Origin of the sequence: Amycolatopsis sp. EV170708-02-1 (genome assembly GCF_022479115.1) — a bacterium.
Taxonomy (GTDB): domain Bacteria; phylum Actinomycetota; class Actinomycetes; order Mycobacteriales; family Pseudonocardiaceae; genus Amycolatopsis.
Genome location: NZ_CP092497.1, coordinates 9026767 through 9039008 on the forward strand (window position 1 = coordinate 9026767; position 12242 = coordinate 9039008).

General features: G+C 68.7%; 8 protein-coding genes and 1 pseudogene. 3 read left to right on the forward strand and 6 right to left on the reverse strand.

All coding sequences use genetic code 11. The features are described from left to right. Positions 1-394 precede the first annotated feature (394 nt). Complete coding sequence (locus tag MJQ72_RS41430; RefSeq protein WP_240596312.1) at positions 395-1579, reverse strand: amino acid deaminase/aldolase; 1185 nt, start codon at positions 1577-1579, stop codon at positions 395-397. A 102-nt stretch (positions 1580-1681) separates the two neighbouring features. Here MJQ72_RS41430 and MJQ72_RS41435 point away from each other — a divergent pair, with 102 nt between their 5' ends. Beyond that, on the forward strand, positions 1682-2986 hold the full coding sequence (locus tag MJQ72_RS41435; RefSeq protein WP_240596313.1) for a D-arabinono-1,4-lactone oxidase: 1305 nt from the start codon (positions 1682-1684) through the stop codon (positions 2984-2986). Here MJQ72_RS41435 and MJQ72_RS41440 read toward each other — a convergent pair. The 5 genes and pseudogenes from MJQ72_RS41440 to MJQ72_RS41460 form a co-directional block, all read right to left on the reverse strand. Beyond that, on the reverse strand, positions 2983-3930 hold the full coding sequence (locus MJQ72_RS41440) for a ribose-phosphate pyrophosphokinase (protein WP_240596314.1): 948 nt from the start codon (positions 3928-3930) through the stop codon (positions 2983-2985). The genes MJQ72_RS41435 and MJQ72_RS41440 overlap by 4 nt on opposite strands. Positions 3931-3980: 50 nt before the next feature. Continuing rightward, positions 3981-4630 (reverse strand): annotated as a pseudogene (locus tag MJQ72_RS41445) (NAD(P)H-binding protein). Between the two features lie 19 nt (positions 4631-4649). Continuing rightward, the gene (locus tag MJQ72_RS41450) at positions 4650-5300 is read right to left on the reverse strand and encodes a hypothetical protein (RefSeq protein WP_240596315.1); all 651 of its coding nucleotides are present in this window, start codon (positions 5298-5300) and stop codon (positions 4650-4652) included. A gap of 318 nt (positions 5301-5618) precedes the next feature. Further along, positions 5619-7886: a serine/threonine-protein kinase gene (locus MJQ72_RS41455; RefSeq protein ID WP_240596316.1), complete on the reverse strand. Its 2268-nt coding sequence runs from the start codon at positions 7884-7886 to the stop codon at positions 5619-5621. Continuing rightward, positions 7877-10081 carry a serine/threonine-protein kinase gene (locus MJQ72_RS41460; protein WP_240596317.1) on the reverse strand — a complete coding sequence of 735 codons (2205 nt, stop codon included), beginning with the start codon at positions 10079-10081 and terminating at the stop codon, positions 7877-7879. Before MJQ72_RS41460 ends, MJQ72_RS41455 begins: the two co-directional genes overlap by 10 nt. A gap of 118 nt (positions 10082-10199) precedes the next feature. On the opposite strand from MJQ72_RS41460, the gene MJQ72_RS41465 reads away from it, so the two are divergent. Both MJQ72_RS41465 and MJQ72_RS41470 read left to right on the forward strand, forming a co-directional pair. After that, entirely contained in the window at positions 10200-11270 is a 1071-nt protein-coding gene (locus MJQ72_RS41465; RefSeq protein ID WP_240596318.1) for a CoA ester lyase, read from the forward strand. After that, entirely contained in the window at positions 11267-12121 is an 855-nt protein-coding gene (locus tag MJQ72_RS41470) for a CoA ester lyase (RefSeq protein ID WP_240596319.1), read from the forward strand. Before MJQ72_RS41465 ends, MJQ72_RS41470 begins: the two co-directional genes overlap by 4 nt. The last annotated feature ends 121 nt before the right edge of the window (positions 12122-12242 follow it).

Consider the following 12242-nt stretch of genomic DNA (forward strand, 5'->3'; position numbering starts at 1 on the left):
CGCTTTCCCCGCGTCCGATGCGGGGAAGGACGCCTTCGGCCCACGTTAGTCCACTGTGGACTCCCCGGCGCGCTGTCCGGACGTCCTGAAGGGCACCTTTGAGACGCTCAACGTCCCGAAGGAGGCCTTCGCGTCGCCGGTGGATCCCCTTGCTCCATTCGTGTCCACCGGCGCCCGAACCCAACGCCTCACCAGTCACACGACTCCCAGGAACCCCGCTCACACTGGCCCTGACCTGCCCATACCCACTTGTCCACATAAGTTGTCCACACCCACCCACAGTTGTGGACAACCTCGCCCCTCACTCCTCCGAACCCCGTCCCCCGTCGCCCCCTCCCGATACGCTGGTGCAGGGCGCGCCCCCCAGGGATGGGTGGGGGGTGGGGTTGCGCGGTCAGCCGAAGTTTTGGGATTCGCCGCGGTAGGTGGGGACGGCCCGGTCGACGCGGTCGCCGACGACGACGTGGTAGTGCGTGAAGCGTTCGGCGAGTTCGCCGGCCTTCGCGTGCCGTAGCCAGACGCGGTCGCCGAGCCGCAGGTGGCGGGCCGCTTCGCCGGAGACGGGGGTCTGGACTTCGCCGGCGCCTTCGAATCCGAGCAGCGAGAGACCTTCTGGCAGGTAGGGCGTCGGAAGCCGCGAAGACTCCGCGGGGCCCGAAGCGATGTAGCCGCCGGAGAAGAGCGTCGCGACCTTCGGGGCGGGGCGCCGGACGACGGGTAGCGCGAACATGGCGGCCGGGCGCGGCGAGAAGTGCGCGTAGCCGTCGAAGAGCGTCGGCCCGATCAAGCCCGAGCCCGCCGCGATTTCGGTCACGGCCGCTTCGGCGCCGGTCGATTCGACGCTGCCGCTGCCGCCGCCGTTGACGAACTCCAGATCCGCCAGCGCCCGGACGGCGCGAACCGCGGCCGCGCGGCGCTTCGCGATTTCCACAATGGACTTTCGCTGCATCCAGCCGATGACGGAGTTCTTCGCCCCGCTGCCGGCCGCGTCGCCCAGCCCGGCGATCTGCCCTTCGTACGCCATCATCCCCACGAGCCGGAAACCCTTGCGGGACAGGATGGTCCGCGCCAGATCCGCGGCCTGCCGCGGGCTGAACACCGGTGAGCGCCGGGTGCCGATGTGCACGCCGGGCAGCGGACGCCACGAAGCGTCGAGTTCCAGACAGACCCGGATTTCCGGATGCCCCTGCCCCAGCGCGGCATCGACGAGATCGAGATGTTCGGGCGAGTCGACCATGATCGAGATCGCCGCCCGCGCCCGGTCGTTCGCCGCCAGCCGCCGCAGCGCGCCGTGATCGGCGGTCGGGTACGCCACCACGATGTCCTCGGACGTCCCCTGCTCGACATGCCAGACGGCTTCGGCGAGCGAGTAACACATGAGGCCTTCGAAACCCGGCCTCGCGAGGACCCGTTCGAGCAGATACCGGCAGCGCACGGATTTGCTGACCACGCGGATCGGTTTGCCGTTGGCCCGCCGCAGCAGGTCGGCGCCGTTCGCGTCGAACGCATCCAAGTCGACAATCGCGAACGGAGGATCCAGGTCCTTCGTCGCCAAGTCGTACACCGTCGCACTGGTCACCCGAACTAAGGTACGACAGAAGGGCTTGAAACGCGAATACTATTCACTTACTGTTTCGGCACTCGGGCCTCTCAGAAGCGGACTTCACGAAACGGTGGGCGCATGACTCGGTGGACCAACTGGGCGGGAACCGCGGCGGCTTCACCCCTGCGCGTGCACCGGCCGCGCGGCACGGAGGAGATCGCCGAGGCGATCGGGCGGTCCGCCGCGGACGGACGCCGCCTGCGCCCGCTGGGCAGCGGTCACTCCTTCACCGCGATCGCCGCCGCGAACTCGGACGCCATGGACCTGACCGGCTGGACAGGGATCGCGTCCGCCGACGTCGCGAAAGGCCTGGTCACGGTCCGTTCGGGGACCACGCTCAAACAGCTCAACACCGAACTCGACGCGCTGGGCCTCGCCATGACCAACCTCGGCGACATCGACGCGCAGACCGTCGCGGGCGCGATCTCCACCGGCACCCACGGCACCGGAGCCCGGCTCGGCGGCATCGCCACCCAGATCGCCGCGCTCGAACTCGTGCTCGCCGACGGCACCGTGGTCACCTGTTCGGCGGACGAACGCCCCGACCTCTTCGCCGCCGCGCGAGTCGGGCTCGGCGCGCTCGGCGTCATCAGCACGGTCACCCTGCAGTGTGAACCGTCGTTTCTGCTCTCCGCCCAGGAGCGACCGGAACCACTCGAACAGGTCCTCGAAGGCTTCGACCGGTTCGCCGACGAGAACGACCACTTCGAGTTCTACTGGTTCCCCTACGGCAAGAACGCACTGGTCAAGCGCAACAACCGGCTTCCGGCGGGCAGCGAACACCGGCCGCTGAGCAAGCTGAAGGAGTTCGTCGACTACGAGGTCACGGAGAACCTCGCGTTCGGCGGGCTGTGCCGTCTCGGCCGCGCGGTGCCGAAACTCGTGCAGCCGCTCGGCCGGTTCGCCTCGAACATCCTCTCCGCCCGCGAGTACAGCGACACGTCGCATCGCGTCTTCGTGACCCATCGCGGCGTGCGTTTCGTCGAGTCGGAGTTCGCGATCCCGCGCGAAGCGCTGCACGACGTCTTCTCCGAACTCCGCGCGTTCGTCCCGAAGCTGGAGAACCCGGTCGCGTTCCCGGTCGAGGTACGCGTCGCCGCCGCGGACGACATCTGGCTGTCGACCGCGAACGGCCGCGACTCGGCCTACATCGCGATCCACCAGTTCGTCGGCATGCCCTACCGCGAGTACTTCGCCGGATTCGCGTCGATCGTCGGCGAGGTCGGCGGCCGCCCGCACTGGGGCAAGATGCACGACCTCGACGCCGCGACGCTGCGCTCGCGGTACCCGCGTTTCGACGACTTCCTGCGGGTCCGCAAGGAGGTGGACCCGGCCGGGCTCTTCGCGAACACCTACCTCGACCGGGTCCTCGGCACTGCCTAAGCGGTTTCGAACAAGGCGCTGACCGACTCGCCGTTGTGGATCCGGCGCATCGCCTCCGCCAGCGCGGGCGCGATCGAAAGGACCCGCAGCTTCGGGCTCTGCTCCTCCGGCGGGATGGGCACCGTGTTCGTGCAGACGACCTCCAGCACGTCGGGCTGGCTGCCGATCCGCTCGAGCGCTCCGCTGGAGAAGAGGCCGTGCGTGCAGGCGACGCGGATCGAGCGCGGCTTCAGTTCCCGGAGCTTGCCGAGCAGTTCGATCACCGTGCTGCCCTTGGCGATCTCGTCGTCGAGGACGATCACGTCGCGGCCGGTGATCTCGCCGATCACCGAGCTGATCTCGACCCTGTCGTCGGCGAAGCGCTGCTTCGCGCCCGCCGCGACCTGAACGCCGAGCAGCCGGGCGAAATGCGCGGCCTCCTTGGCGTTGCCGAGATCCGGCGAGACGACGGTGGTCGCGGACAGGTCGTACTGGCGGAAATGCTTCGCCAGTTCCTGCAACGCGTGCAGGTGATCGACCGGGACGCTGAAGAACCCGTGCACCTGCGGCGAATGCAGGGTCATCGCGAGGACGCGATCGGCGCCCGCGGTCGCCATCAGGTCGGCGACGAGACGGCCGCCGATCGAGATCCGCGGCGCGTCCTTCTTGTCCGAGCGGGCGTACGAATAATGCGGCATGACGACGGTGATCCGCTTCGCCGAAGCGCCCCGCGCGGCGTCCAGCATCAGCAGCAGTTCGACGAGATGTTCCTGTACCGGCCGCACCAGCGGCTGGATCAGGAAGACGTCGCGCTCGCGGCAGTTCGCTTCGAGCTGGACTTCGAGACAGTCGTTGGCGAACCGCTGCACCTTCACCGGATGCAGGGGAACACCGAGATGGGCGCAGATCTCTTCGGCGAGCTCGGGATGGGCGCTGCCACTGAAGACCGCGATGTCCTCGCGCAAGGACCTTCTCCGTTCATTCAAAAGACGGATTACGTCCACACACTAAGGTTTCACAGAGCGGAAAAGGCCTGAGAGATAGCAGTATCACCCGAGATGGCTTCGAGGACGCGTCCCGCGGTCGACGGGGTGTCGAGCAGCGCGACGAGGATCGCGGCGACGTCCTGCCGCGGAATGGGCCCGCGGCCGGTGGACTCGGCGATCAGGATCTTGCCGGTGCCCTCGTCGTTGGTGAGCTGTCCCGGCCGCAGGATCGTCCATTCGAGATCGCGGGCACGCAGATCGTCTTCGGCCGCCTTCTTGGCCTTGAGGTAGATCCGGAAATCGTCCGGGACGTCCGCGGTCTCCCATTTGTCCGCCCCATGGAGCCGACCTGGACATGCCGGCGCACACCCGCCTGTTCGGCTGCGGCCGCGAAGAGTTCCGCGGCCGCTCTGTCCACAGTGTCCTTGCGGGCCGTCCCGCTGCCCGGCCCGGCGCCCGCCGCGAAGATGGCGGCGTCGGCGCCGTCGAGCACCTTGGCGACGGCGTCCACATCGGACTTTTCCAGGTCGAGGACGACCGCTTCGGCACCGGCCGCTTCGAGATCGGCGACGTGATCGGGGTTGCGCACGATCCCCACCGCCTGATCACCGCGTGCGGAGAGCAGTTTCTCCAGCTTCAGCGCGATTTGTCCGTGTCCACCCGCAATGACGACTCGCATGGACCCGACGGTAGCGCGTTCAGTCGACTTCGGCAGGAAGCTCGGTCTCGCGCAGAAGCTGGTCGTAGACGATCTCGTTGACCAGGCGCGAGACCGGGTCCTCGTCGAGGATCATGCGCTCGCCGTGGCCCTCGAGGTCGAGGTCGGTCACCGCGTTGGGGTCGGCGGTGACGATGCCGAGCCCGTAGGCGCGGGCACGCGGCAGGCAGTTGCCGACGTAGTCCTCCGTCAGTACGGCAGGCGATGGGAGAACCATCGCGGCCTCGCCGTAACGTGCGAACGGAACCGCGGAGGCCATCGCGGTGCGCCAGTGCCGGGCGACCGCGAGGACGCCGATGATCTCGGCGGCCGGCGCGGGTGCGGTCGCGGCCAGCTCTGGCCATGTCCAGGTGTCGACGGTGGCGCGATCGACGACGGGACCCATGCCCATCGCGATGCGCTCCGCGTGCACGTCGGTACGGAGCCGGGCGACCACGCAGATCTTGCGGCCGAGCACGGTGGTCTCCGGCAAGACGATGCCGTTCCAGCCGAGCAGGGCCGCCGCCTTGCGCGAAAGCTCCCCGACGCTCGCGGGCAGTTCGATCGGCGGCACCACCCGGCTCGGCAGTGACCGGCTGCGCTTCGCGCCACCGGCGACCGTCGAGCTCTCCATATTCGGTGTAGCCGCCACGTTCCGCCTCCTTCGAACCTGGTTTCCCTAGGGCTCGTCATCCCGTGCCACCTCGGTGGAAGCGGCACATGACCTGTCTAACAGGGCGGGGAGGCGGCGGCGCCGGACAACGGGAGTGGCTGCGATCGGCGGCGCCTTGTCATCGGTGACCGGTCGGTAGGCGGTCATTCGACTTCAGTCCGACCGTGCCGCCAACCGAGTGAGAGGGAGGTAAGTGGTGTTACCCGGCGTCTCCGAACGGTCACTGGCCTCAACCGTGGGCGTTAGGCCATTCGGCCCAATGCATACTCATTCCACTTTGGACTTTCGCAGGTCCGGTCACGAAATCGTCGCGGTACGAAGGAGTTCTTCGACGCCCGGCGTCCGCCACTCGTCCAGCACCACGATTTGCCTGTCCGCAAGGAACCAGATCCGCTGAGTCACCTGCGCCTCGCCGCTTCCGCCCGTCTGTCCACGAGGAACACACTGGATCGTCCACTCCTCGTAGGTCGCCGTCGCGCCGCCGACCGGTGCGGTGGCGGAAACCGTCCGCACCGCGTCACCCTCTTGGCGGAGGTCCTTCCGTCCGGCGGCGTTGCAGGCCCGGCCGCCCGCGCTGCGCCGATAGAACTCACCGGGCCGGTACGGCGGCTGTTCGGCGGACTGCTGGGTGTTGTCCGTCAGCAGGACGTATTTGCAGTTGAAGTACTTCTTGGGATCCGGGCAGCCCGGCGCGACGAGCACCTTCTCCAGCCCCTGCGAGACCACGGACCAGTCCTGTGGCAGCTGCAGCGTGAGCGCGCCGGCCGAAACCTCGGTGCCTCCCTGCGCGGGCGGGGCGGACGATGTCCCCTTCAGCGGTTTTCCGCCGGTCACGCCCTCGACGAGCTGGGGGTTCAGGAGACCGGTCAGCTTGTCGTACGGCAGCGTGTAGTCCTGGACTCCGCAGGCGGTGGCGAAGCCGAGGAGGTTGAGGTCGACGGTGACCTCGACGGCCGCCGGGGCGAACGCGAGCCACACTTTCGGCTCTTCGGTGAGGTCGGCCGTCTTGAGCGGCCGGTACGGGAAGGTGCTGCTGAGCGCACCGCACTGCTGCTTGTCGGGCCAGAGCAGTTCGGCGAGGGTCCGCAGCCCGTCGTCGGTGAACTTCCCGGGGGCGAACAGCTCGGCGGGAGTGAGTGCCTTGCCCTCTTTCAGGTCGATGGTCACCGCGGCACGACCGTTTCCCCAGGTCGAATGCGGTTTGTTCTCGAGATCGTGCGTGTAGCGCACGGAGAGGTACCGCTCGTTCTGCGAACGGATGTCGGCCTTCGTGAGGAGCTTGTACGGGCCGCGTTCCGGCTCCAGCTTGGCGGCGCCGGGGCCGGTTTTGCGATTCCAGGCGTCGATCGGCGCCATCAGCGCTTCGTTGACCCGCTTGAGCCAGGCTTGATCGGGCGAACCGGTCACCTCCGGCCGGTCCCCGGTGTAGGCGAGGGTCGTGCCGGGCACCGTCCCGGACTCGGTCTTCATGGCGACTTTGAGCGCGACGGCCTGTTGCGTGGTCGGCGGTGACGGCGGCGGAGTGCTCGCGTCGGAGAAGACGACCACCGAACCGACCACGGCGGCCGTCGCCGCGACGAGCCCGGCGGTGATCTTCAGCCCGGCCGCGATCCCGCCCGCGGAGGCGGCCGTCGCACCCGTTCCGGCGGCGGCGACCCCCGGTGCCGCCGCGGTACCGGCGCTGAGCAGGACCAACGGCGTCGCCGCGACGAGCACACCCGCCGCCTTCGCCAGCCGTGCCCAGCCCTTGCGTTCCCATTCGTCGCCGTACCCCGCGCGGGCGACGCGTTCCAGTTCGCTGACGAACACGAGCGCGTCGACCGGTCGTTTCGACGGGTCCTTCGCCATCCCCAGCGCGACGATCTCGTGCACCGGCTGGGGGACTTCGCCGAACGGGATGGGCGCGTGTTCGTGCAGCGTGCGCAGCACTTCGGTCTGCTCGGCCTCATACGGCCGGTGCCCGGCGACGCACTGGAAGAACACGCAGGTCGCGGCATAGACGTCGGTCGCGGGGGTGGCCTGCCCGCCGGACCACTGCTCGGGCGCCATGTACGCGGGTGTGCCGACGGACGGGCCGCGTTCACCCGCCAGGACGGCCGTGCCGAAGTCGACCAGCTTGCTTTCACCGGTGTCGGCGACGAGGACGTTGGCCGGTTTGTAGTCCCGGTGGACGACGTTGGCGGAGTGCGCCGCGGCCAGCCCGAGCAGCGATCCCTTCAGGACCGCGAGGGCGGCTTCGGGTTCGAGGGCGCCTTCGGCCTGGAGCACGGAACGCAGGGAAACGCCGTTGATCGCCTCCATGACGATCGCCGCGCCCTGCGGCGTCTCGAAGAACTCGTACAGCTTCACGACGTGCGGGCTCGACACCCGGTGCAGCGCCAGCGCCTCCTGGCGGAACGCGTCGAGGTAGGCGGGCTCGGCGGCGAAGCGGGAGAAGAGGTATTTGATCGCGACGACGTGGCCGGTGTTGTCCTGGCGCGCGAGCACCACTCGGCCGAACGTGCCCGTGCCCAGCTGCTCCAGCTCCGTGAAGCCGGGCAGTCTCCACTCGTCGCTTAGTTCCACTTCGCCTCTTCCAAAATCTTGTCGAGGCCTGGAGTGTTCCACTCGTCCACGATCACGAGCTGCGTTTTCGGCAGGAACCAGACCCGCTGGGTGACGCTACCGCCGCCAGAACACGTGAGGCGCCACTCTTCGTAGGCCGCCTTCTTCGGCCCGATCGAACGGAGCTCCTTCAGTTGGAGGACAGGCGACCCCTGGGTCTCCCCTGGTGCGCCGAGGGCGTGACATGGGCGCGGACCGGTGGACCGGTTGTAGGGCTTGCCCGGTTCATACGCCGGCGTGGCCGGATCGACCCGGGAGTTGTCGCTGAAGACGACGCCCGCGCAGTAGAACGGCTGCGTGCACTGGTCGGCGGTCACCAGGTAGCGCTCGATGGGTTCACCGGCGAGCAGCCGCCAGTTTTCCGGCGTCGTGATGGTGAAGGCGCCGATGTTGTCCTCTTTGGTCTTTTTGCCCTGCGTGCCGCCGAGCAGGTGCGCGACCGCGGGACTCAGCAGGCCGCGCAGCCGTTCGTAGGGGACGGTGACGGTCGTCGGATTGCAGACCATCGGGTACCCGAGCGCGAAGGCGGCGACGTGGAACTCCATCCCGTTCGCCGCGGGCGCCGCCTGCACGATCGCCCCGTCCTGGGTGTACCGGTCCGACATCGCCCCGGCGGGAAGGTGCTCCGGTTCCGACGGCGGCGTGGCGAGGCACTCGCCCGGTTTCGCCGAGGCGTACATCCGGTCCTCCACCATCCGCATCCGCTCGGCGTTGCCGTCGACGTTGTCGAACAGGCCCGCGGTCGGGATGACGTCGCCGTCGGACAGGTCGATCACGAGGGTCCGGACGACGTAGGCGCCGCGGTTCCCGAGCTGGACCGTTTCGACCGAACGTTCGTAGACGACCGAGATCAGCTTGTCGTCCTGGCGCAGGACCTCGGCGGTGGTGGACATATGCGGGATGTCGCCGTCGGGTTCCTTCTCCGGCGGGCTGCCCGGCGGCCAGACGCTCGTGAGCCAGCCGTCGATCGGCGCCATCAGCGCCTTGTTGACCCGCTCCTCCACCGCTTTGTCCTTCAGCCCGCTGATCCGGACGTACTTCCCGTTGAAGTCGAAGCCGTCGAGTTTCTCGGTGCGGGTGAGGACGTCGACCTTCATCGCGGCGACGGTGGTCGTCCGTGGCGGCGCTTCGTCGTCGCTGTTCGTGTCGACCACCACGACCGTCCCGACGGCGACCGCGGTGGCGGCGGCCACCGCGGCGGTGATCTTGAGGCCGAGCGCGATCCCGCCGCCGGCGGTGACCGCTCCGCCCGCGACGACCGGTGCGGCGGCGGTCCCGGCGCCGAGCAGGGCCAGCGGGGACAGGGCGACCAGGACGCCGGCGCCCTTGGCGAGCCAGTGCCAGCCGTTGCGCTCCCAATCCTCGCCGTACGCCTTCCTGGCACACGCCTCCAGCTCGGCGACGAACTCGGCCGCGCCCGACGGCCGGTGGGCGACGTCCTTCGCCATCCCGCGCGCGATGAGGTCGCGGACCGGTTCGGGCACCTCGCCGAACGGGATCGGGGCGTATTCGTGCAGCGTGCGGAGCACTTCGGTCTGCTCCGCCTCGTACGGCCGGTGTCCGGCGACGCATTGGAAGAACACGCAGGTCGCGGCGTAGACGTCGGTCGCCGGGGTGGCGATGCCGCCCGCCCACTGCTCGGGCGCCATGTACGCGGGGGTGCCGGCGGCGACCCCGGTCTGCCCGGCGAGCACGGCGATGCCGAAGTCGACGAGTTTGCTCTTCCCCTCGCGGGTGACCAGGACGTTGGCCGGTTTGTAGTCGCGGTGGACGGTGCCCGCGGCATGCGCGCCGGCGAGACCAAGCAAGGAGCCCTTGAGGATGGCCAGCGCGGCTTCGGGTTCGAGCTTCTCCTGGCGGCCGAGGATCTCTTTCAGGGAGATTCCGTGAACGGCTTCCATGATGATCGCGGCCCCTTGCGGGGTCTCCACGAACTGGTGCAGACGGGCGATATGAGGGCCCGAAACGCGGCTCAGGATCTGCGCCTCGTGGCGGAATTCGGCCAGGCGCTGTGGGTCTGCCGCGAACCTCGCGTACAGGTATTTGATGGCCACGACCTGGGCGGATTCATCGTGACGGGCCAGCACGACCCGCCCGAATCCGCCTTCGCCCAGCGACCCCAGCTCGGTGAAACCCGGCAAGGCCCAGTCGTCCACAGATTCCTCCGCGATTCCCGATCGTGTCCCCTTGGAGGTGAGCTGCGCCGCAGCGGTTCCCCGCCTTCCGGGTTTAGGGTTACCCGTCGGTCACTTAGCCCGTAGCGATGGAGGAACGATGCGTTCGCCGAAGGATTTCTTCGCCCCGCTCGCGGTGGGGGCGCCGGAACCGCTCCGCCAGATCCCCGTGCCTCCTTCGCGGATGATCCACTTCTTCGACCCCAGCAACGAGAAGATGGCCGCCAAGGTCCCGGACATCGCCAAGAAGGTCGACGTCCTGCTCGGCAACCTTGAAGACGCCGTGCGCGCCGACCGCAAGGAGGCCGCGCGGAACGGGCTCGTCTCCATCGCGAAGTCGACCGACTTCGGCAAGACGCAGCTGTGGACGCGCGTCAACAGCCTCGACTCGCCGTGGGTGCTCGACGACCTGATCACGCTGGTCACCGAGATCGGCGACAAACTCGACGTGATCATGGTGCCGAAGGTCGAAGGCGCACAGGACATCCACTACGTCGACAGGCTGCTCGCGCAGCTCGAAGCGCGTGCCGGGCTGACGAAGCCGCTGCTGGTGCACGCGATCCTGGAGACCGCCAGCGGCGTCGCGAACGTCGAGGAGATCGCCGGCGCGAGCCCGCGGATGCAGGGCATCTCGCTCGGCCCGGCCGACCTCGCCGCGAGCCGTCGGATGAAGACCACCCGCGTGGGTGGCGGGCACCCCGGTTACCTCGTGCGCACGGACCCGACCGGCGAGGACCTGAACGAGGGACGCACGACCTATCAGCAGGACCTGTGGCACTACACCGTCGCGCGGATGGTCGACGCCTGCGCGGCGAACGGGATCCTGCCGTACTACGGGCCGTTCGGCGACATCCGCGACGTCGTGGCCTGCGAAGACCAGTTCCGCAACGCGTTCCTGCTCGGCTGCGTGGGCGCCTGGAGCCTGCACCCGGTGCAGATCGACATCGCCAAGAAGGTGTTCTCGCCTGCGCCGGAGGACGTCGCCTGGGCACGGCGTGTGATCGCCGAGATGGGTGATGGCACCGGTGCGGTGATGATCGACGGCAAGATGCAGGACGACGCCTCGGTGAAGCAGTGCCGGGTGGTCGCCGAACTCGCGGACGCCCTCGCCGCCGACGATCCTGAACTCGCCGCCGCCTACGACGCGGCCACGAAGGAGGCTTCCGCATGAACCCCCGTCGTTCCGTTCTCTACATGCCCGGCGCGAACGAAAGAGCGCTGGAAAAGGCCAAGACGCTGGACGCGGACGGCCTCATCCTCGACCTCGAAGACGCCGTCGCGCCCGACGCGAAGGAAGCCGCACGTGAACGCGTTTGCGCCGCGGCTTCGTCGAAGGAGTACGGCTCGCGCGAAGTGACCATTCGCGTCAACGGCCTCGACACCGAATGGCACGACGCCGACCTCCGTGCCGCCGCGCAGGCGGGCCCGGCCGCGATCGTGGTGCCGAAGGTGAACTCCGCCGCCGAAGTGCACAACATCGAGCGCGCGCTGGAGCTCGGCGGCGCGCCGGACCACACGAAGATCTGGGCGATGGTCGAAACCCCGGTCGCGATGCTGCACGCCGAGGAGATCGCCGCGGCGTCCGAACGGCTGACCGTGCTGGTCATGGGCACGAACGACCTGGCGAAGGAACTGCACGCCGAGTTCGTCCCTGGCCGCGCTCCGCTGCTGGGCGGGCTTTCCCTCGCGCTGCTGGCCGCGCGCGCGACCGGCAAGGCGATCCTCGACGGCGTCTACAACGACGTGAAGGACCTCGAAGGCTTCGAGGCGGAATGCGTGCAGGGGCGGCAGTTCGGCTTCGACGGCAAGACGCTGATCCACCCGGCGCAGCTGGAGCCGTGCAACCGGATCTTCGCGCCGTCGGAGGAGGAGATCACGCGGTCGCGCAAGATCATCGCGGCGTTCGAGGAGGCGCAGGCGGCCGGGCAGGGCGTCGTGACCGTGGACGGGCGGATGATCGAAAACCTGCACGTGGACAACGCGCGGCGGATCCTGGCGCTGGCCGAGGCGATCGGCGGCTGAAGGGCGCCATACCCGCATGAGATGCGGTGAAGGGCCCTTTGACCGCGTCGTATGCGGGGAAAGCGTCCTTCAGCTCACGCTGAGCTGGTCGACGAGAGCTTGCCGGTCGGCAAAGCAACTC

Excerpts from the sequence above, each read along its gene's own strand:
- MJQ72_RS41435 (WP_240596313.1), top strand. The coding sequence starts at position 1,682 with ATGACTCGGTGGACCAACTGGGCGGGAACCGCGGCGGCTTCACCCCTG.
- MJQ72_RS41470 (WP_240596319.1), top strand. The coding sequence starts at position 11,267 with ATGAACCCCCGTCGTTCCGTTCTCTACATGCCCGGCGCGAACGAAAGA.
- MJQ72_RS41465 (WP_240596318.1), top strand. The coding sequence starts at position 10,200 with ATGCGTTCGCCGAAGGATTTCTTCGCCCCGCTCGCGGTGGGGGCGCCG.